We start from the raw sequence: 19,971 nt of genomic DNA, 5'->3' as shown, positions 1-19,971 counted from the left end.
CCTAGAAGAGGTGGGGGACGGAGGTGCCGAGCGCCAGGACAAAGATGCCGTAGAACGCCGCGACGACGATGGTGCTGATGAGCAGCGTTGACCGCCAGGTCTCGCCGCCCAGGAAACGCATCCAGATGATGCAGAGCACCAGTGCGGGCAGTTCAAAGCCGATCAGCGGCATCAGGGCCACCATGGCGGCGAGGCTGACCAGGCCGGTCAGTGGGGCAGCGGACATGCGGGTGAACTTCTCCGCGTCCCTGTTGTGGCGCCCCGCAATGAGCTGGAACAGGCCCAGGGCCACCATGACGCAGCTGATGATGAAGGGCCACAGCCCGGGCTGCGGTGCTGACGGAGTGCCCAGGCCCATCGCGATGGACAGGACCATTGCACCGATGCCGACGCCGAGCACCACCAGGGAGGATGCCGCGTTGGCAAGGGGGCCGGCAGCCGGCGGCTTCTCCTCTTCCCATTGCGCCGCAAGCTGCTCCGGCGTCAGGTCATCCAGGACGTCGTCAGGGAGCGAGCGGGGGGCATCCCCGCCGGAGGCAGCGCTCTCGCTGCTGCCTCCGGCGGGTGCTGCGGGTGTTCCTGTCACAGGAGTCACTTGTTTCCGCTGAGGCTGATGTCGTACTTCTCCACCAGCTCCTTGTACTTCGCCGCGTAGGCCTTCCACTCGGTGACCACTTCCTCACCGGAGATTTCCTTGGGCGTCAGCAGGTTCTTTTTGTTGAACTCCTTGTAGGCGTCCGACTTGAAGGTTTCCTGGAACGCTGCGAGCAGCTTGTCCTTGACTTCCTGCGGAGTGCCCTTCGGGGCGGCCACGGCGCGGTACTGCGCAACCGGGACGTCGTAGCCGGCTTCCTTTGCCGTGGGCGTATCGGGCAGGAAGCTGGTGCGCTCCTCCGAAAAGACAAGGAGCGGCGCCACCTTTCCGGCCTCGATCTGCGGCATCGCTTCGCCGAGCTGGATGGTGGCGAGCTCAACCTGGTTGCCGAGGACGGCCGTGAGGGCTGGCTTGCCGCTGTCAAAGGGGATGTCCGTGCCTTTGACGTCGGCCTGCTTGAAGAGCACAGTCTGGGCCAGCTGGCTGCCGGTGCCGACGCCCGTGGTACCGAAGGTGACGTTGCGTCCGGCGTCGGCCACATCCTTGAACGTCTTGAACCCGGACTGGGTGCTGGCCACCAGGACGTAGTCGTCTTGGGACAGGCCGGCAATGATGTCCAGGTCATCAATGTTCACGGCTTCATCGGCGGAGACTGCCAACGGAGTGATGGTGATCAAAGAGGCGTTGAGCAGGACCAGCTCCTGGCCGTCTGCGGGCTTGCCGGCCACTTCCTTGGTGGCCAGGGCACCGTTGGCCCCGGGCTTGTTCACCACGGGCATCGGCTGGCCGAGGGTCTTGGAAGCACCTTCGGCCAGGGCGCGGGCGATTAGGTCAGTACTTCCGCCGGCGGCCTGGCCAACGGAGAGGTTGACGGGTCCTGACGGGTATTTGGATGAATCGGCCGTGCCTCCGCCGGCAACGTTGCCGCAGGCAGTCAGGGCCAATAGCGTAATGGCCGAAGCCGTCCCGAGAACGGCTCGGCGGGTGGGGAAGTGCATCATTGGAACTCCTCGTTAGCACTGTGGGGCATCTGCCCCGGGCGTTTGTGAACCGGATCACGGCCGGTTAGCTGTATCGAGTGTAAGAAGCCACTATGATGCATGTCTAAGCCCGAATATGCATCGAGTGATACCCGGAAGGCATCATGTTTACTTTTGACCAGCTTGCAGGATTCATTGCCGTAGCGGAGGAACTCCACTTCGGGCGAGCTGCCGAACGCCTCAACATGACGCAGCCGCCCCTGAGCCGCCAAATCCAGAAGCTGGAAAAAGCGGTGGGGGCAGAACTACTGGAACGCGACAACCGGAAGGTACAGCTCACGGCCGCAGGCCGGGCCTTTTTGGACGAAGCCCGCCGGCTGATGGCACTGGCGGACCGCGCCCCCATTACAGCCAGGCGGATCGCCTCCGGGCGATCGGGCCTGCTGCGGATCGGCTTCACGGCAGCCAGCGGCTTCAGCATCCTCGGCCCCCTCCTGGAGGAAATCGCAGCCACCCTCCCCGACGTCGACATCGACCTGCAGGAGTTGGTCACCGGCGAGCAGATCGCCGGGCTGCAGTCCGGCGAACTCGACCTCGGCCTTGCCCGGCCACCCTTTGACAACGAGGTCTTCGATTCCCATCTGCTGTACCGCGAAGCGATGGTGCTGGCAGTGCCGTCCGGCCACGCATTGGCGGACCTCAGCAGGGACGTCACCGAACAGGATCTCCGGGACGAGCCGCTCATCATGCACTCATCAACCCAGGCACGGTATTTCTACGACCTCGTGGTCCGGATGATCGCCATCCAGCATGCAAACGTGGTCCACACCGTCAGCCAGATTCTCACCATGGTGTCCTTGGTCGCCGCCAAGCGGGGTGTCGCATTCGTGCCTCACTCGGCAACCTTGTTGGGCGTCCACGGCGTCGAATTCCTTCCGTTGAAAAGCAGCGTCGACGATCCCGTGGAACTGCACGCCATCTGGAACCGCACCATCACCAACCCTGCACTCGCCCGGGCGTTGAGGTCTTTGGACTTCCAGGAGAACTGACGCGGCTACAGGGCACGCGATGCACGGATGGTATCAATGCATACAAAAATGAACTTAGACATGCATCATCAGGCTCCCTAGGCTGAAGGAGAAGACATCAACTGCCGCATCGACGCGGCACCGACATGGAGGACTCATCGTGGCCAAACATTCACCCCAGGAACTTGCCAGCGTTCTCAAAGACGGGCTGCTCTCCTTCCCGGTGACCTCGTTCGACTCGCAGCTCCAGTTCGACGAGGAGAACTACCGCAAGCACCTGGCTTGGCAGGCCAGCTTCCCGGTGGCAGGCCTCTTCGCCGCCGGCGGCACAGGCGAGGGCTTCTCCCTCACACCGGCCGAATCGGCCCGCGTGGTCCGCGCCGCCGTCGAGGAAGTGGGGAACATCGTTCCCGTCCTTGCCTCGGCCGGAGGTTCCACCGCCCAGGCCATCGAAAACGCCCAGGCCGCCGAAGCAGCCGGCGCCGACGGCATCCTGCTCCTGCCGCCCTACCTGACCGAAGCTGACCAAGGCGGCCTGATTGACCACGTCAGCGCGGTCTGCAGCTCCACCTCGCTCGGCGTCATCATCTACAACCGCGCCAACGCGATCTACAAGGACACCACCGTAGCCACCCTGGCCGACCGTCACGAGAACCTGATCGGCTTCAAGGACGGTGTGGGCGACCTCGAACACGACGCCCGCGTTTACGCCAAGCTCGGCGACCGGCTGTTCTACCTCGGCGGCCTGCCCACCGCGGAAACCTTCGCCCTGCCGTTGCTGCAGCTGGGCATGAGCACCTACTCCAGCGCCATGTACAACTTCGTCCCGCAGTTCGCCCTGGACTTCTACCAGGACGTGCGCAACCACGACCGCGTCGCCGTCAACAAAAAGCTCAACGACTTCGTGATCCCGTACCTGGACATCCGCGACAGGGTCAAGGGCTACTCCGTGTCCATCGTCAAGGGCGGCCTGGACGCCATCGGCCGCTCGGCCGGAGGAGTCCGCCCGCCGCTGCAGAACCTGGCACCGCAGGACCTTGCCGACCTCAAAGCACTCATCGCCACCGTCTCCTGATCCACCATCTCTTAGGAGTAACCACAGTGACACTCACCGGACATTCCCTCATCGCAGGGCAGGCCGTCGCAGGCGAAGGCAAGACAGCCTTTGGCTTCAACCCCGCGAGCAACGAACAGCTTGAACCTGCGTACACCCTGCTCACCGAAGAGCAGCTCAAGACCGCCACTGCTGCGGCCGCCGAGGCGTACGCGTCATTCAGCACCCTCGATCCCGAGACGCACGCCGGCTTCCTGGAAGCCATCGCCAGCAACATCGAGGCCATCGGCGACGAGCTCATCATCCGGGCCGGCCAGGAGACAGGCCTTCCCGCCGCCCGGCTGCAGGGCGAACGTGCCCGCACCACCGGTCAGCTCCGCCTGTTCGCCTCCGTGGTCCGCCAGGGCGACTTCCGCGGCGTCCGCATCGACCCGGCCATGCCGGAGCGCACGCCACTCCCCCGCGCCGACATCCGCCAGCGCCAGATCCCGCTGGGTCCGGTGGCTGTCTTCGGCGCCAGCAACTTCCCGCTGGCCTTCTCGACGGCGGGAGGGGACACCGCCTCGGCCCTCGCGGCCGGCTGTCCCGTGGTCTTTAAGGCCCACAACGCCCACCCTGGCACCAGTGAGCTCGTCGGCCAGGCCATCGCTAAGGCCGTCCGTGACTCCGGGCTCCACCCCGGCGTCTTCTCCTTGATCTACGGCCCCGGCGCCAGCATCGGCCAGGCCCTTGTGGCGGACCCGGCCATCAAGGCCGTGGGCTTCACCGGCTCCCAGAGCGCCGGTATCGCCCTCATGCGCACCGCGGCGGCACGCCCGGAGCCCATCCCGGTCTACGCGGAAATGTCCTCGCTCAACCCGGTCTTCGTCTTCCCCGGCGCCCTGAACGGCTCCGCCGAACAAATTGATGCACTGGCGCAGCAGTACGTCACCGCTGTCACCGGCAGCTCCGGACAGCTCTGCACGTCCCCCGGACTGCTGTTCGCCCCGGCCGGCGAAGCAGGCGACAAACTGGCTGCCGCCGTCGGACGGGCAGTATCCGCCTGTGCCGGCCAGACCATGCTGACCGAAGGCATCGCCGCGTCCTGGAACGCCGGCGCCACAGCGCTCGGATCCGCCGACAACGTGACCGTCGTCGGCCAGGGCTCGGCCGGTCCCACCGAAAACGCTCCGGCGCCGACCATCTTCGGGACCGACATCGCCGATTTTGTCAGCAACCACGTGCTGCACGCCGAGATCTTCGGCGCCGCGTCCCTCGTCATCCGCTACAGCACCGTGGAAGAACTGGTCGCGGCCACCAACCGGCTCGAGGGCCAGCTCACCGCGTCCCTGCAGCTCACCGAAGAGGACTACCCGACGGCGGCCCAGCTCATCCCTGCGCTCGAGCAGAAGGTGGGGCGGATCATCGTCAACGGCTGGCCCACCGGCGTCGAAGTGGGCCACGCCATGGTCCACGGCGGCCCCTTCCCCGCAACCTCCGACACCAGGACCACCTCCGTGGGAACACTGGCGATCAACCGTTTCCTGCGGCCGGTGGCCTACCAGAACCTGCCCCAGGAACTGCTTCCATCACCGCTCCAGGACGCCAACCCCTGGCACCTGAACCGCCGGATCGACGGAACGGTCGAAGCCGCAGCCGACGCAAAGGACGAGGTCAACGCATGAGCACCCAGCCCACGATCGCCAAGGTTGAGGTAGTTCCTGTCGCGGGCTACGACAGCATGCTGATGAACCTCAGCGGCGCACACGGACCATTCTTCACCCGCAACGTGGTGATCATTACCGACTCGGACGGCCGCTCCGGCCTCGGCGAGGTCCCCGGTGGCGAGAAGATCCGCACCACCATCGAGGAAGCCGGGGCCTTCATCTCCGGCAAGCCGGTGGCCCGCTACCGTTCCCTGCTGCGCGAGATCGCGGCGGAGTTCGCAGACCGTGACGCGGGCGGCCGCGGGCTGCAGACCTTCGACCTCCGCACCACCGTCCACGCCGTCACCGCCGTCGAATCGGCCCTGCTGGACCTCCACGGCCAGTTCCTGGGCGTCCCGGTCGCGGAACTGCTCGGCGACGGGCAGCAGCGCAGTTCGGTCCCCATGCTCGGCTACCTCTTCTTCATCGGCGACCGCCGGCGGACGGATCTGCCGTACCTCGTGGAGGATGCCCCGGCAGACCGCTGGGAGAGGCTGCGGCGGCAGGAGGCCATGACACCTGCAGCGGTGGTTGCGTTGGCGGAAGCCGCGCAGGAACGCTACGGGTTCACCGACTTCAAGCTGAAGGGCGGCGTGCTGTCCGGCGACGACGAGGTGGACGTCGTCACCGCACTGGCCAAGCGCTTCCCCGAGGCCAGGGTCACCCTCGACCCGAACGGCGGATGGCTGCTGGACGAAGCCATCCGGCTGGGCAAGCGGATGCAGGGCGTGGTGGCCTACGCCGAGGACCCCTGCGGCGCCGAAGGGCGCTTCTCCGGGCGCGAAGTGATGGCGGAGTTCCGCCGCGCCACCGGGCTAAAGACTGCCACCAACATGATTGCCACGGACTGGCGCGAAATGTCCCACGCCATCCGCAGCAACGCCGTTGACATTCCCCTGGCGGACCCCCACTTCTGGACCATGCACGGTTCTGTCCGGGTGGCGCAGCTGTGCCATGAATTCGGGCTCACCTGGGGCTCGCACTCGAACAACCACTTCGATATTTCGCTGGCCATGTTCACGCACACCGGGGCAGCCGCACCGGGCGAGATCACCGCGCTGGACACGCATTGGATCTGGCAGGACGGGCAGGGGCTCACCAAGGAACCGCTGCAGATCAAGGACGGCGCCATCGAGGTTCCGAACGTTCCCGGGCTGGGCATCGAGCTGGACCGCGATGCCCTGGACAAAGCACACCAGCTGTACTTGGAGCGCGGCCTGGATGCCCGCGACGACAGCATCGGCATGCAGTACTACATCGACGGCTGGGCCTTCGATCCGAAGCGCCCCTGCCTGGTGCGCTAACTCCTGGTTCGCCCAGGTCCCAACTTCCGCACGGCCGGCCCTCCCCCCCCCGCAACAGGGAGACGGCCGTGCGGAAACCCACCTCGGTGGTGCTTACGATTCATGCAACACCTAAATAGACAGCTAAATAGAAGGGCGCATTTTGGGCGGCGTTGTCTCCGGAATACTGATCATCTCCGCCGTCATTGCCGTGGGCTATTTGGCAGCCAGGCTCCGGATTCTGGGGCCTGAAATACAGGGCGCCCTGACCCGCACCGCCTACTACGTCACCAATCCGGCACTGCTGTTCACAGTGGTTGCCGGCAGCGATATCCGGGCCGCACTCGGGACGGACGCCCCGCTGGCGCTGCTCTCGGCAGCGATAGTGGGGCTCCTTTATTGCCTGGCAAGCTTCCTGTTCTTCCGCCGCCCGGCAGCCGAAACTGCGGTGGGCGCCATGGCCAGCAGCTATGCGAACGCGAACAACATCGGCATCCCGGTGTCCCTCTACGCCGTGGGCACGGCACAGCACGTTGCGCCCGTGCTCCTCGTGCAGATCCTGGTGATGGCGCCCTTCTACCTCACGGTGCTGGGCGTGGCCTCCGGCTCCAAAATCTCCTGGAAGAAGCTTCTTCTTCAGCCCTTCGCCAACCCGATGATCATCGCCTCCGGCCTGGGCGCCGCCGTCGCACTGACGGGCTGGACCGCCCCTGAGCTGCTGCAGAAGCCCATCGACATGCTGGCCGGTGGAGCCGTTCCGATGGTGCTGCTTGCCTTCGGACTGTCACTCGCCGGGCGGGCCCCGCTGCAGAAGGGTGACGGCCGCACTGAAACCCTCGTGGCCACGTTCCTGAAGATTGCCGGGATGCCGCTCGTTGTGTGGGTCCTGGGCCGCTTCGTCTTCGGGCTGGAGGGGCAGCACCTGCTGGCGAGCGTCATCATGGCTGCGCTGCCCACTGCCCAGAACGTGTTCCTTTTCGCGTCACCCTACGGCCGAGGAATGACCGTTGCGCGCGACGTGATCCTCTGCACCACGCTGTTGAGCATCGGCGCGCTGCTCGTGGTCGCCTGGTTGGTTCACTAGCTCCTTGGTTCAGTGTCTCCGGGGCGGCCTTACTGTCATACCCCCGCGGCAGACTTAGTTCATGGAAGCCGTGGGGGATTCTGCAGCAGGAGGGGCATTGCGGTGGGCCAAACTGCCCGCTGCCGGTTCCGCTGTTCAGCCTCCTGCTGTTCAACCGCCGGCTCCTCAACCGTTTAACGCGCGCGTCCGCGGCCTTCGCAGTGTCCCTGCGGGACGCCAGCATCCACTTGAAGCAGCGTCCGACGGCGGCGGGTCCGGTGATCTCGCCAGGAGCCTTGAGCTGCTCAAGGGGATCGGTTCGACGGCGGCCGAGGACGCCGCGCTGTTGAGCTTCCGCGAGGCTGCGGACTTCGCCGGCCACGTCGAGGAAGTCTCCCGGGTAGTCGAATACCTGCAGATCGTCGCGGCCGGGGCAGTGGACCGGACCCGGCGTGAAGCCGCAGCGGCAGCGCGCTCGGCCGCAGTCGGCTCAGGAGCGGCGGGGTCAGCGGGCTCGGGCGGGGCTGGCCGGGCTGCCGGCTGGGTCACGGGATGGGGCGCAGAAACGACCGAAACGGCCGAATCGGGCGAAAAGGCCGAGACGGCCGCTTCGCCCCAGGCGCCGGCCGCCGCCGGCCAAGCGTCAACCGTTGCGGGACCGGACCCTGCCGATGACGGGTGCCGGAACGCTGCGGAGTTCCTCCGGTCCAGGCTGCGGATCAGTGTCGCCGAGGCCCGGCGCAGGATGGCTCTCGCGGCCGATCTGCTGCCCCGTGCCGGGTTCGCCGGTCACACCGGGCCTACGGTGCGGCCCGAACTCGCCGCCGCTGTTACCGCCGGGACCGTCGCGTCCCGGCCCGCGACCATCATCACCCTTGCCCTGGAGCGGGTCCGGCACCACGCCGACGAGGACACCACTGCCCGGATGGAACATGCCCTGACCCGCACCGCGGCCGAAAACGACACGGACTTCCTCACCCGCGTCGCCCGGCAATGGACCGACGCGATCGACCAGGACGGATCCGAACCCTCCGAAGAGGAACTCCACCGCCGGCAGGGCGTATTCCTCCGCCGCGCCCGCCGCGGACTCCACCATCTGGAAATCTTCGCCACCCCGGACCAGTACGAATCACTGCTGACCGTGATGAACACCGCCACCAACCCCCGCACCCGGGCAGGCGGCACCGACGGCGCCAACGCGGAGGGCGGCGGTACCCGAGCAGACGGAACCGCCAGGCAGGACACCAGCGAAGGCCCGGACGCGGCCGCCAGCAGAGAAGCTGCCCAGGACCAGGACCTGGACCTGGTTCAGGGCCAGGATCTGGACCGGCGGACCCGGCCGCAGCGGCTCCTGGACGGCCTCGTCGGCGCCTGCAAAGCGGCCCTGACCACCGGCGCACTCCCGGCCGCGGGAGGACTCCGCCCGCAGGTCATGGTCACCATCGACTACCGCGACCTCCTGGACCGCCTCGAGCACACCACCGCCCAAGGACCCCGCCACCGCACCCCGGCCGCAGGCACCGGAACAAGTACCAACGACAGCCCCTCCATCGGCGGATTCCCGGCGAGCATCCCCGGCATCCCGGGCACCGGGTCGTTCACGTTCACCGGACCCATTCCGGCCTCCACGGTCCGGAAGATCGCCTGCGACGCCGACATCATCCCCGTCCTGCTCGGCAGCGAAGGCCGCATCCTGGACATCGGCCGCACTTCACAAGGATTTTCCCCCCGCACATCCGCAAAGCCATCACCGCCCGCGACCAGGGCTGCGCGTTCCCCGCCTGCACCATCCCCGCCACCTGGTGCGAAGCCCACCACATCACCTACTGGTCACACGGCGGACCCACCGGCACCGACAACGGAACTTTCCTCTGCTCCCATCACCACCACCTCATCCACAAAGAAAACTGGACCATCCAGGTCAAAACCGGCATCCCCTGGTTCATCCCGCCACCCCACATCGACCCACACCAAAAACCACGCCGCAACCACGATCGAACATGAGGTCGACACTTGTAATACAAGTTTATAACTTGTACGCTAAGTAGGAGGGCAATGTAGCCCGGACGTCCTGCTTTCAAGGAGCACTCATGAGCACCGTAGACCTCATCCGCCACGTAAAACTTTCCACTGCGAGACTCCCTCTGGCCGTGCCGATCAGTGACGCCAAGGTGTTCACCGGCCGCCAGAAGCCCATGACGGAGGTGGCCTTCCTCTTCGCAGAAATCACCACGGAGCAGGGACACAGCGGCATCGGCTTCAGCTACTCCAAGCGCGCAGGCGGACCCGCCCAGTACGCGCACGCCAAGGAGGTGGCCGAGGGCATCATCGGCGAGGACCCCAACGACATCGGCAAGATCTACACCAAGCTCCTCTGGGCCGGTGCTTCCGTGGGCCGCTCCGGTGTAGCCACCCAGGCACTCGCCGCCATCGACATCGCCCTCTATGACCTCAAGGCCAAGCGCGCCGGCCTGCCGCTGGCCAAGCTCCTGGGTTCCTACCGCGACTCCGTCCAGACCTACAACACGTCCGGCGGCTTCCTCAACGCTTCACTTGACGAGGTCAAGGCACGCGCCACCCAGTCCATCGATGAAGGGATCGGCGGCATCAAGATCAAGGTCGGCCTCCCGGACAGCAAAGAGGACCTGCACCGCGTCGCCGGAATCCGCGAACACATCGGCTGGGACGTGCCGCTCATGGTGGATGCCAACCAGCAGTGGGACCGCGCCACCGCCCTGCGGATGGGCCGGCAACTGGAGGAGTTCAACCTCATCTGGATCGAAGAGCCGCTGGACGCCTACGACTTCGAAGGCCACGCCCACCTGGCCAACGTCCTTGACACCCCCATCGCCACCGGCGAGATGCTGGCCTCCGTCGCCGAGCACAAGGGCCTCATCAACGCCAACGGCTGCGACATCATCCAGCCCGACGCACCCCGCGTAGGCGGCATCACCCAGTTCCTGCGCCTTGCCGCTCTGGCGGACGAGCGGGGACTGGGACTCGCGCCGCACTTCGCCATGGAGATCCACCTTCATCTCGCCGCCGCCTACCCGCGCGAACCGTGGGTGGAGCACTTCGACTGGCTGGACCCGCTGTTCAACGAACGCCTCGAAACCAAGAACGGCCGTATGCTGGTTCCGGACCGCCCGGGCCTTGGCGTGACCCTCAGTGACCAGGCCCGCGCCTGGACCACCGAGTCCGTGGAGTTCGGCGCGTAACCTTGAACGCATGAGCCGGAACCTGACCGCGGACCTCGCCGCCGATCTTCGCACACGCATCGTTGACGGCGTCATCCAGCCCGGCGACAAGCTTCCGAGCGAAAACACACTGATCGGGGAGTTCGGCGTCAGCCGCACCGTAGTCCGGGCCGCCCTGACCCGGCTGCAGGCCGAAGGACTCGTGGAAACCGAACGCGGGCGGGGCAGCTTCGCGCTGACCCCGCCCCCGCACGGCGATCCGCCAGCGCCGGGAGGCCGGCCGGTGGCCAGCATGGAGGACCGGCTGCACCTGCTGGAGTTCCGCATCGGCGTCGAGACCGAGGCCGCCGCCCTGGCTGCCCGCAACCGGACGGACCGGCAACTGAAGGCCGTGCTTAACGCCTTGGAAGAGTTCACCGCAAGCGGCGACCACCCGGCGCATGCCATGAAGTCCGACTACGAATTCCACAAGGCAATCGCCGCGGCGTCAGGAAACCCGTTTTACTCGGACTGCCTCGTGTCGCTGGGCCAGACAATGATCGCCATGCCCCGCACTCGGCTAATGACCGGCGTCGAACACTACGCCCGCGACCACTTCGAACAGGTGGTCCACGAGCACGAGTCCATCTATGCGGCCATCGCGGAAGGCGACGAACCGTCGTCGTCGGCTGCCATGCGCAGCCACCTGGCCAACTCGAGGCGGCGGCTCCGGGCCGGACGCCAGTAGGCGTGCCGGTCAGAACGTCTCGATTAACCTGAGAAGCCGCAGGACGGCGGGGTTGGCCGTTTCTTCGTTCCACGCCAACTCGAGGTCCACCCGGTTCAGCTCCTGGATGCCGTGCCGTCCGTCGATCTCGTGGAATTCCACTCCCGCGGGGGCAAAAGCCATGGCCGAGGCGGGGACAAGGGTCACCCCCAGGCCAGCCTGGACAAAGGCCAGAAGAGCCGGCACCTGGCTGGCATACTGGGTGATGTTGGCATGGGCTCCGGCGCTGGCGAACAGCCGGAGCACCAGGTCGTGGAAATACCGGGCCTCCTTGGTGGAATACATCAGCAACGGCAGCCGGTCCAGCGACCCAAGCGGCAGCGGCTCCCCCTTAGGCGCCGCCATGTTGCCCAGCAGTGAACTCCCTTCGGGCAGCGCCACCACCAGACGGTCCTGCATGAGGGGCCGGGACACTACGCCGGGCCGGGCGACGATGGGCCGCAGCAGGCCGATGTCCACATTGCCCTTCACCAGTCCGTCCATTTGGTCGGTTGAGACCAGTTCCCGGAGCACAAAGGACACTCCCGGCATCCCCTCCGCAGCGCGCCGCAGCATCAGGGGCAGTGCACTCTGCCCCGCTATGGCCGTGTAGCCGACCGTGATGGCCCCTGCTTCACCGGAGGACACCCTGCGGACATCGAGGTCAGTCTTGATACACATGTCCAGGATCTGCCGTGCCCTCGGAAGCAGGGTGGCACCAGCGGCGGTCAGCTCCACTTTCCTGCTGGTGCGGCCGAAGAGCTGGGTTCCCAGCTTCTTCTCGAGCATCTGGATCTGCCGGCTCAGCGGCGGCTGAGTCATGTTGAGCCGCTCAGCGGCTGCGCCGAAGTGGAGCTCTTCAGCGACGGCCACGAACGCTTCTAACTGGGATAGGGAGAACATTCATACCTTTACTGAATTGTTGAGTGCACAAATTAGCTTGGACTTGGATCGATGACTCCCCTTATGGTCGGTGAACGGAGCAGGTAAATCAACCCCCGAGCCAACCAAGGAGCACAGCGCAGTGGACCAGGCATACGATCCCGCCCAGTACGTCAACCAGGCCAGGATCACCGGCGTCTCCATCACGCCGGTGGCATTCAAGGACCCGCCACTCCTGAACACCGTTGGCGTCCACGAACCGTTCGCGCTGCGGGCCATCGTGGAGGTCCAGACGGACGCTGGCGTCTCAGGGTTCGGTGAAACGTACGGCGATGCCGGCCACATTGCCCGGCTCCAGCTCGCAGCAGCGGCCCTGCCCGGGACAGACGTTTTCAACATCAACGGGTTGCGCAGCCGGATCGCCCAAGCCCTGCAGCAGGACAACATCCAGGGCGGCCACGGCATGAGCGGCATGGTCACCGGTTCGAGCACCAATGACCGCGTGCTGTCCGCGTTTGATGTCGCAGCCTTGGATATCCAGGGCAAACTCCTCGGCCGGCCGGTCAGCGACCTCCTCGGCGGCGCCGTCCGTGACTCTGTGCAGTTCAGCGGATACCTGTTCTACAAGTGGGCGGGCCACCCCGGCCAGGAAGACGACGCCTGGGGTGCGGCCCTGGACCCTGCCGGGATTGTGAAGCAGGCGCGGACAATGGTGGACCGCTACGGTTTCAGCGCGCTCAAGCTGAAGGCCGGCGTCTTCGCGCCGGAAGAAGAGATCGCGGCCATCCAGGCCCTCCGCGCGGAATTTCCCGACCTGCCCCTCCGCATCGATCCCAACGGCGCTTGGACAGTGGAGACCTCCATCCGCGTGGGCAAGGAACTGCACGGCGTTCTGGAGTACCTCGAGGACCCCACCCCCGGCATTGAAGGCATGGCGGCCGTGCGCAGTGAAGTCGACATGCCCCTCGCGACGAACATGTGCGTGGTCAGCTTCGAGGATGTGGCGCCTGCCGTGGCTGCCGGCGCAGTGGATGTCATCCTCTCGGACCACCACTTCTGGGGCGGCCTCCGCCGCACCCAGTTCCTGGCCGGCATCACCGAGACATTCGGACTGGGGCTGTCCATGCACTCAAATTCACACCTGGGAATCAGCCTCGCCGCCATGGTCCATCTGGCTGCTGCAACCCCCAACCTCGACTACGCGTGCGACACCCACTGGCCGTGGAAGGACCCATCGGAGGATGTCATTGCCAACGGCGTGTTCACATTCAAGGACGGCGCCGTCAAGGTCCCCACCGGCCCGGGCCTGGGGGTCGAAGTGGACCGTGACGCGCTGGAACGCCTGCACCGCCAGTACTTGGACTGCGGAATCAGGAGCCGGGACGACACCGGTTACATGCAGCGGCTCCACCCCTCCTATGAGCTTCAGAGCCCCCGGTGGTAAACGCCGCGAAGCAAGCTTCGGACGGCCTGGAATCACTGAAGATCGTGGTTACGGACCCCATCATCAGCCGCTTCGAGGACCGGTTAAGGGCCGACGGCGGCGCCCACCACTGGGACATGGCTGCGGCTTGGACCCCCGAACGCCGGCTTAGCGCCCTGGCGGGCGCCGACGTCGTGGTTTGCTCCTCCCTCGGCCCCGCGGAAGCGGAGGCTGCAGGCCGCGTTCGGCTGGTCCATGTCACAGGCGCCGGCTACGACAAGATCTCCTTCCCCCATCTGGCGCCGTCGGCTCAGGTGGCCAACACCTTCCATCACGCTCGGCCCATCGCCGAGCACGTCCTGATGGTCACGCTGATGCTTTCGCGCAATGTTGCTGCCGCCGACCGGGAGATCCGCCAAGGGCAGTGGCGGACCATTGCCACGGCCGACGACGTGCCGTTCCATCCCGTCCTCGCCGACCTGACACTGGGGCTGGTGGGCCTGGGTTCCATCGGTGCCGAGGTTGCCCGCGTCGCCGGAATGATGGGAATGAAGGTCCGCGCTGTCCGGCGCAATCCTTCGGCCGCCCTGCCGCAGGGAGTCCGCCTCGACTGGGTGGGCGGAAACCACGAGCTCCATGGGCTCCTGGCCGCGTCCGACGTCGTAGTGGTGACCGTGCCGCTGGATTCCGCCACAGAGGGGATGATCGGGGCAGCGGAACTGGCCTCCATGAAACCCTCAGCGTTCCTTATTAACGTCGCACGCGGTCCCGTGGTGGACCAGGCAGCCCTGTACGCGGCCCTCAAGGAACGGCGCATCGCCGGAGCGGGCCTTGACGTCTGGTGGGGGTCGCCCACGGACGGTGTGGTTCCTCCCGCGGAACTGCCCTTCGCTTCCCTGCAGAACACCGTACTGACCCCGCACCATTCCGGTCATGCACGCATCACATTTGAACACCGGGCGGCGGACATCGCCGCCAACATCGGCCTGCTTGCGCGAGGCGGGGAACTCCTGAACCTGGTGCCGCGGCCCGTTCGCGTGACATAGCCCGCTCCGGCAACAGAGCCCGCTCCGGCAACAGAGCAATTTCCCGGCTACGTTGCCGCCAGGACCAGCTGCCCGACCAGCAGGGCACTTCCCAGCGCCGACGCGCCCAAGGCCAACGTTTTCAGGCGGGCGGCATTGAGGAAACGATTAACGAATCGGGATGCCGCGTATCCGCCAACGGCCGCAGGAACCATCCACAGCGCCAGGGAAAGAATCTCTGCGGTGACCGCGCCGGTCATCCACAGCATCACCATCGAAATCGACGATCCCACCATAAAGAAGGCGCTCATGGTGCCGCGCAGCCGGGGGCCATGATGTCCTTGCCAAACCAAGGCCATGGGCGGGCCGCCGATGGAGGTGGCCGTACCCATGATGCCGGAAGCCGCACCGGCAGCGATCAGGTTGGCGCGTACGGGCCGGGGCGCCCAGCCCCGGCCCGCGAGCACCAGACCGGTCAGCACGACGGCCACCACCACCCATGCGAGGCCTTCCCTGGACAGTGCCGTCACCAGCCACGCACCAAGGAAACTCCCCGGAATCCGGCCCACCAGGGCCCAGCCGGTGCCCCGCAGGTCCAGGCTTTGCCGTTCCCGCACGGTCACCATGATGGTGACAAGGAGGGCCAATAGGATCAGTGTGGCCGGAAGCAGCGCCGGATCCACCATCGCGATCACCGGCGCCGCCAGCATGCCCATGCCGAAGCCGCTGGACGCCTGCAGGCATGCGGCCAGGAAGATCACTCCGGCGATGACGGCATACTCCGCACCAGTCACTCGGTGCCCGTCACTGGGCGGGGACAGCGGCAGCCGCAGTCGCGGTTGCCGCGGCGCCGGCAGTGGCAGCTGCCGTGGCGCCGGTCAGGCCCTTGATGGAGTCGAGCGGAAAATGGCATTCGGCAACATGCTTCGTGCCGTCAGGGGCGGCCAGGACCTGCGGTTCCGGCGACACTTCAGCGCAGATGTCCTGGGCTTTCCAGCACCGTGTCCGGAAGCGGCAGCCCGACGGCGGATCCAGCGGGGAGGGCAGCTCGCCTTGGAGGACAATCCTGTCCCGCTTGGTTCCGCTGACGTCCAGCTTCGGGGAAGCCGACATCAGTGCCGCCGTGTAGGGGTGCCGGGGATGGTCGAAGACTTCCTCGGTGGCACCTGTCTCGATGATCCGTCCGAGATACATCACGGCCACCCGGTCCGCCACATGGCGGACCACGGTGAGGTCGTGCGAGATGAAGATGTAGGAAACACCGAGCTCCTTCTGGAGCTCATTGAGCAGGTTCAGGACCTGTGCCTGGACTGAAAGGTCCAGGGCCGAGACCGGCTCGTCGAGGATGATGACATCCGGGTTCAGTGCCAGGGCACGGGCAATTCCGATGCGCTGGCGCTGGCCGCCTGAGAATTCCTGCGGCGACTTGCGTGCATCGGAGGGACGCAGGCCCACCATGTGCAGCAATTCGCGGACCCTGGCTTCGCGTTCCCTGGATGTCGGGTAGAGACCCCGATGGGTGGCCCACGGCTCGGCGATGATGTCGCCGGCGTTCATCCGGGCGTTCAACGAGGCAAACGGGTCCTGGAAGACCATCTGCACGCGCCGCCGCCAGCTCAGCAGCTCCTTGCCACGAAGCCCGAAGGGGTTGGTTCCCTCAAAGCTCACAGTCCCTTCATCCGGTGATTCCAGCATCATCAGGGTCCGCGCCAGCGTGGACTTGCCGCAGCCGGACTCGCCCACCAGTCCGAGGGTCTTCCCCCGGCCCACCGTCAGGCTGATCCCGTCCAGGGCCTTGAGCCGCGTGTTGCCGCTTGCGCTCTTGGCCACATGGAATGTCTTGGTCAGCCCGTCAATTTTCAGAAGCGGCTCAGACATTATTGATCTCCTCGCTGAAATGGCAGGCAGCCGTGCGGGCAGGCCGCGGCTCCTTGCCGGAAGGGATGTTCACGGGGGTTCCGGCGACGGGATTGCCGGTGCCGGCGTTACCAGGAGCTCCGGAGTTGCCGGCGACCGGGGTGCCGGCGACCGGGCGGAGCGCGGGCCGCTCGGCCCGGCAGATGTCCTGCACCAGCGGGCAGCGGGACTGGTAGACGCAGCCGTCGGGAATGTCGTGGAGCTCGGGCGGGCTGCCTGCGATGGACTTCAGCTGGGCGCCCCGCTCCAGGTGGGCGGGCACCGATTCGAGCAGCCCCTTGGTATAGGGATGGCGCGGGTCGGCGAAAACCTGGGAAACCGGTCCGCTCTCCACTACGTTCCCGGCGTACATGACAGCCACGGAGTCGGCTTCCTCGGCCACCACCGCAAGGTCGTGCGTAATGAGGATGACGGCCATTTGGCCCTCCTCCCGGAGCTTCCGCAGGAGCTGCATGATCTGCGCCTGGACTGTGACGTCCAGGGCGGTGGTGGGTTCATCGGCGATCAGCAGGCGCGGGTTGAGGGCCACGGCCATCGCGATGAGGATGCGCTGGCGCATGCCTCCGGAGAACTGGTGCGGGTATGAATTGATCCTCGATTCGGGCTCCGGGATTCCGACGCGTTTCATCAGGTCAATCGCCTCAACCCGTGCTTCCTTGGCGTTGAGGCCGCGGTGGATGCGGAAGGCCTCACCCAGTTGCGTGCCCACCGTATAGACGGGGTTCAGCGCAGTCAGGGCGTCCTGGAATACGATGCCCAGCTCAGGCCCGGCAAACTTGAGCCGTTCCTTGGGGCTTAGCGCGGCGAGGTCGGTGCCGTTCAGGATGATCTCACCGTCGGCCAGGTCGCAGACGGGATCCATGATCCCGGCGAGTGCCTTGGCTGTCATGGATTTTCCGCAGCCTGATTCCCCGAGCAGCGCCAGTGTCTCTCCGGCGCGGGCCTCGAAAGCAACGCTGTTTACGGCGCGCACTGTGCCGCGGTGAGTGCGGATGTCCACCGCAAGGTCGCGGACCTGCAGGACGACGTCGTGTGCCTTCGCCTGTCCTGCTGCTGTGCCGGCGCCTGCGGCCGCGGCCGCGGCACGCGAGCGTTTGGCGGGCGCTTGGTCGGTAGCTGTTTTCACGGCTTTGCCTCCTTGGCTGGGATGCGGGCGATCAGCCGCTTGCGGGGAAGTGCCAGGCGCCAGCGCTGGGCAGGATCTGTGGCGATCCGCAGCCAGGCGGCCAGGACGTTGGCGGCGATGGTGGTGACCACGATGGCAACGCCGGGGAAGATCGAGAGCCACCAGGCGCTCTGCAGGTACTGCCGGCCCTGGGAGACCATCAGGCCCCAGCTGACGTCCGGCGGCTGGATGCCGATGCCCAGGAAGCTCAGCGAGGACTCGGCGAGCATCACGTAGCAGAACTCGAGGGTGGCCAGCGTCAGGAGCGTCGGCAGCACCACGGGGATGACATGCCGGACGATGATCGCATTGGGCTTGGCACCGAACGTACGCGCCGCGTCAACAAATGTCCGGCTTTGGAGCTCCGCCGATTCGGCGCGTGCGGTGCGCAGGTATATAGGGATGCGGGTGAGGGCCAGGATCAGCACGATGTTCGCCGCGCTGGGGCTAAACACATAAAGCACGACGACGGCGAGCAGCAGGGACGGGAAACTCATGATCACGTCGGCGATGCGCATGGACACGTTCTCCCGCCAGCCCCTGTGATAGCCGGCCCACACGCCCCACAGGGAGCCCACGAAGAGGGCCACAGCCACCGCGGGCAAAGCGACGGACAACGTGGTCCGGCTCGCCACGACCAACCGGGCCAGCATGCTGCGGCCCAGGGAATCGCTGCCGAGGAAGTATTCCCAGCCGTACGCCAGCGTAAATGGTGCTTTGTTGGCGAACAGCAGATTCTGTTTGGTGGCCAAATCGCCCATCAGCGAGGGGCCCACGAGGGCGGTCAGGCCGATGAAGACCAGGATCAGCGCAGAGACGGTGGCGAAGCGGTCCCTGAGCAGGAGACGGAAGAGGCTCAGCTTTCCGTCCTGTTTTCCGTCCTGTTTTCCGTCCTTCCTTTCGTTCTGTTGTTCGTGGGCCACCGGCAGCTGCTCCGGCGTCGAGCCCTCAGTCAGTGAACTCTTCATGGCTACTCCTAAGCCTTAACCGTGACGGGACGGACGCGCGCGTCCAGCAGCGCGTACCCCATGTCGATGAGGATGTTCAGGGCAAAGATCGCGACGGCGGTGAGCAGGACGGCTGCCTGCAGGACGGCGAAGTCCCGCTGCAGGATCGAATCGATCATGAGCTTTCCGATCCCCGGCCAGCCGAAGATGGTCTCCACCACCACGGCGCCGTTGACGAGGCCCACGGTCAGGTCGCCGGCCACCGTCAGCGCAGGGGCGGCCGCATTGCGGAGAGCGTGGTGGGTGACCACCCGGAGTTCGCCTGCCCCGCGGCTGCGGGCCAGTTTGATGTAGGGCTCCGAGAGGGCCGAGACCATGGAGCCGCGGACAATCTGGACCAACACGCCGAACGGCCGCAGGAGCAACGTGGCGATGGGCAGCACCCAGGCGCCGGCTCCCGACACACCTGATGTCGGAAGCCAGCCCAGGGTGATGGCGAAGACCCAGATGCCAACGATTGCCAGCCAGAAATCAGGGATCGAAGCGGCAGCCATGGACACGAAACTTGAGATACGGTCCGCGATGCCGTTCGGCTTCAGCGCAGCCCAGCAACCGACCACCAGGGCCAGCAGCACGGCCAGCACCATGGTGGTGGCGGCCAGCTGCAAGGTAGCCGGGAAGGCGCGCAGTGCCATGGCTGCGGCATCCTGGCCGGTGCGCAGTGACTGTCCGAAGTCGAGCCGGAGCACTCCGCCGAAGTAGTCGGCCATCTGTACCAGCAGCGGCTGGTCCAGTCCGTTGCGCGCGGTGAAGTCGTCGCGCATCTGTTGGGTGGCGTTCAGCGGGAGGTACAGGCTGGCGGGGTTGCCCGTCATCCTGGCCAGTGCGAACACACCAACAATCACCACCACCAGCGGCAAAGCGCTGGAGACGATCCGCTTTCTCAAGTAGATCAGCATGGTTGTCCTTCTCTCCGGGAGGT

General features: G+C 66.1%; 18 protein-coding genes and 1 pseudogene. 11 read left to right on the top strand and 8 right to left on the bottom strand.

Translation table 11 applies throughout. From position 1 onward, the window contains the following. Window position 1: 1 nt before the first annotated feature. Together J2S97_RS14030 and J2S97_RS14025 are read right to left on the bottom strand one after the other, a co-directional pair. The gene (locus J2S97_RS14030) at window positions 2-586 is read right to left on the bottom strand and encodes a tripartite tricarboxylate transporter TctB family protein (RefSeq protein WP_307050426.1); all 585 of its coding nucleotides are present in this window, start codon (window positions 584-586) and stop codon (window positions 2-4) included. 5 nt (window positions 587-591) lie between these two features. After that, window positions 592-1,596: a Bug family tripartite tricarboxylate transporter substrate binding protein gene (locus J2S97_RS14025; RefSeq protein ID WP_307050424.1), complete on the bottom strand. Its 1,005-nt coding sequence runs from the start codon at window positions 1,594-1,596 to the stop codon at window positions 592-594. 143 nt (window positions 1,597-1,739) lie between these two features. Between J2S97_RS14025 and J2S97_RS14020 the strand changes: the two genes are divergently transcribed. The 9 genes and pseudogenes from J2S97_RS14020 to J2S97_RS13985 all read left to right on the top strand — a co-directional run bounded on the left by J2S97_RS14020 (window position 1,740) and on the right by J2S97_RS13985 (window position 11,612). Beyond that, window positions 1,740-2,624 (top strand): LysR family transcriptional regulator, encoded by an 885-nt coding sequence (locus J2S97_RS14020; protein WP_307050422.1) that lies wholly within the window; start codon window positions 1,740-1,742, stop codon window positions 2,622-2,624. Window positions 2,625-2,763: 139 nt separating this feature from the next. Further along, window positions 2,764-3,678: a 5-dehydro-4-deoxyglucarate dehydratase gene (gene kdgD, locus J2S97_RS14015; RefSeq protein WP_307050420.1), complete on the top strand. Its 915-nt coding sequence runs from the start codon at window positions 2,764-2,766 to the stop codon at window positions 3,676-3,678. A gap of 26 nt (window positions 3,679-3,704) precedes the next feature. Beyond that, window positions 3,705-5,321, top strand: coding sequence for an aldehyde dehydrogenase (NADP(+)) (locus J2S97_RS14010; protein WP_307050418.1), 1,617 nt, complete (start codon window positions 3,705-3,707; stop codon window positions 5,319-5,321). Continuing rightward, entirely contained in the window at window positions 5,318-6,646 is a 1,329-nt protein-coding gene (locus tag J2S97_RS14005; protein WP_307050416.1) for an enolase C-terminal domain-like protein, read from the top strand. Before J2S97_RS14010 ends, J2S97_RS14005 begins: the two co-directional genes overlap by 4 nt. Window positions 6,647-6,788: 142 nt before the next feature. Continuing rightward, window positions 6,789-7,709 (top strand): AEC family transporter, encoded by a 921-nt coding sequence (locus J2S97_RS14000; protein WP_307050415.1) that lies wholly within the window; start codon window positions 6,789-6,791, stop codon window positions 7,707-7,709. A gap of 61 nt (window positions 7,710-7,770) precedes the next feature. Continuing rightward, a pseudogene (locus tag J2S97_RS13995) lies at window positions 7,771-9,357 on the top strand (DUF222 domain-containing protein); the annotation flags it as partial. Further along, complete coding sequence (locus tag J2S97_RS23995) at window positions 9,246-9,692, top strand: HNH endonuclease signature motif containing protein (protein WP_373460564.1); 447 nt, start codon at window positions 9,246-9,248, stop codon at window positions 9,690-9,692. The pseudogene J2S97_RS13995 and the gene J2S97_RS23995, both read left to right, overlap by 112 nt. 86 nt (window positions 9,693-9,778) lie before the next feature. After that, a complete protein-coding gene (locus J2S97_RS13990) occupies window positions 9,779-10,906 on the top strand; it encodes an L-talarate/galactarate dehydratase (protein ID WP_307050412.1) in 1,128 nt (375 codons plus the stop codon). Window positions 10,907-10,916: 10 nt separating this feature from the next. Continuing rightward, window positions 10,917-11,612, top strand: a complete 696-nt coding sequence (locus J2S97_RS13985) for a FadR/GntR family transcriptional regulator (protein WP_307050410.1) — start codon at window positions 10,917-10,919, stop codon at window positions 11,610-11,612. A 9-nt stretch (window positions 11,613-11,621) separates the two neighbouring features. Here J2S97_RS13985 and J2S97_RS13980 read toward each other — a convergent pair whose 3' ends face one another. Beyond that, window positions 11,622-12,533: a LysR family transcriptional regulator gene (locus J2S97_RS13980; protein WP_307050409.1), complete on the bottom strand. Its 912-nt coding sequence runs from the start codon at window positions 12,531-12,533 to the stop codon at window positions 11,622-11,624. A 121-nt stretch (window positions 12,534-12,654) separates the two neighbouring features. Here J2S97_RS13980 and J2S97_RS13975 point away from each other — a divergent pair, with 121 nt between their 5' ends. After that, window positions 12,655-13,956 (top strand): glucarate dehydratase family protein, encoded by a 1,302-nt coding sequence (locus J2S97_RS13975; RefSeq protein WP_307050407.1) that lies wholly within the window; start codon window positions 12,655-12,657, stop codon window positions 13,954-13,956. Then, complete coding sequence (locus J2S97_RS13970) at window positions 13,950-14,981, top strand: 2-hydroxyacid dehydrogenase (RefSeq protein WP_307050405.1); 1,032 nt, start codon at window positions 13,950-13,952, stop codon at window positions 14,979-14,981. The genes J2S97_RS13975 and J2S97_RS13970 overlap by 7 nt, the downstream gene beginning before the upstream one ends. Window positions 14,982-15,028: 47 nt before the next feature. On the opposite strand, the gene J2S97_RS13965 is transcribed toward J2S97_RS13970, so the two are convergent. From J2S97_RS13965 to J2S97_RS13945, 5 genes are read right to left on the bottom strand one after another with little or no spacing between them, the layout of a single operon-like run. Further along, on the bottom strand, window positions 15,029-15,754 hold the full coding sequence (locus J2S97_RS13965) for a sulfite exporter TauE/SafE family protein (protein ID WP_307050404.1): 726 nt from the start codon (window positions 15,752-15,754) through the stop codon (window positions 15,029-15,031). Between the two features lie 10 nt (window positions 15,755-15,764). Then, complete coding sequence (locus J2S97_RS13960; protein ID WP_307050402.1) at window positions 15,765-16,838, bottom strand: ABC transporter ATP-binding protein; 1,074 nt, start codon at window positions 16,836-16,838, stop codon at window positions 15,765-15,767. After that, complete coding sequence (locus J2S97_RS13955; RefSeq protein ID WP_307050400.1) at window positions 16,831-18,003, bottom strand: ABC transporter ATP-binding protein; 1,173 nt, start codon at window positions 18,001-18,003, stop codon at window positions 16,831-16,833. The genes J2S97_RS13960 and J2S97_RS13955 overlap by 8 nt, the downstream gene beginning before the upstream one ends. Further along, entirely contained in the window at window positions 18,000-19,010 is a 1,011-nt protein-coding gene (locus J2S97_RS13950) for an ABC transporter permease (RefSeq protein ID WP_307050398.1), read from the bottom strand. The genes J2S97_RS13955 and J2S97_RS13950 overlap by 4 nt, the downstream gene beginning before the upstream one ends. An 8-nt stretch (window positions 19,011-19,018) precedes the next feature. Then, window positions 19,019-19,948, bottom strand: coding sequence for an ABC transporter permease (locus J2S97_RS13945; protein WP_028272355.1), 930 nt, complete (start codon window positions 19,946-19,948; stop codon window positions 19,019-19,021). Window positions 19,949-19,971: the final 23 nt, after the last annotated feature.

The organism is Arthrobacter oryzae, from assembly GCF_030812315.1.
In the GTDB taxonomy this organism is placed as follows: domain Bacteria; phylum Actinomycetota; class Actinomycetes; order Actinomycetales; family Micrococcaceae; genus Arthrobacter; species Arthrobacter oryzae_B.
Note: the sequence above shows the minus strand (reverse complement) of the source record. Positions and strands in the feature narration are given on the sequence as shown.

Excerpts from the sequence above, each read along its gene's own strand:
- J2S97_RS14025 (WP_307050424.1), bottom strand. The coding sequence starts at position 1,596 with ATGATGCACTTCCCCACCCGCCGAGCCGTTCTCGGGACGGCTTCGGCC.
- J2S97_RS13960 (WP_307050402.1), bottom strand. The coding sequence starts at position 16,838 with ATGTCTGAGCCGCTTCTGAAAATTGACGGGCTGACCAAGACATTCCAT.
- J2S97_RS13990 (WP_307050412.1), top strand. The coding sequence starts at position 9,779 with ATGAGCACCGTAGACCTCATCCGCCACGTAAAACTTTCCACTGCGAGA.
- J2S97_RS13985 (WP_307050410.1), top strand. The coding sequence starts at position 10,917 with ATGAGCCGGAACCTGACCGCGGACCTCGCCGCCGATCTTCGCACACGC.
- J2S97_RS13980 (WP_307050409.1), bottom strand. The coding sequence starts at position 12,533 with ATGTTCTCCCTATCCCAGTTAGAAGCGTTCGTGGCCGTCGCTGAAGAG.
- J2S97_RS13945 (WP_028272355.1), bottom strand. The coding sequence starts at position 19,948 with ATGCTGATCTACTTGAGAAAGCGGATCGTCTCCAGCGCTTTGCCGCTG.
- J2S97_RS14005 (WP_307050416.1), top strand. The coding sequence starts at position 5,318 with ATGAGCACCCAGCCCACGATCGCCAAGGTTGAGGTAGTTCCTGTCGCG.
- J2S97_RS14020 (WP_307050422.1), top strand. The coding sequence starts at position 1,740 with ATGTTTACTTTTGACCAGCTTGCAGGATTCATTGCCGTAGCGGAGGAA.
- J2S97_RS13950 (WP_307050398.1), bottom strand. The coding sequence starts at position 19,010 with ATGAAGAGTTCACTGACTGAGGGCTCGACGCCGGAGCAGCTGCCGGTG.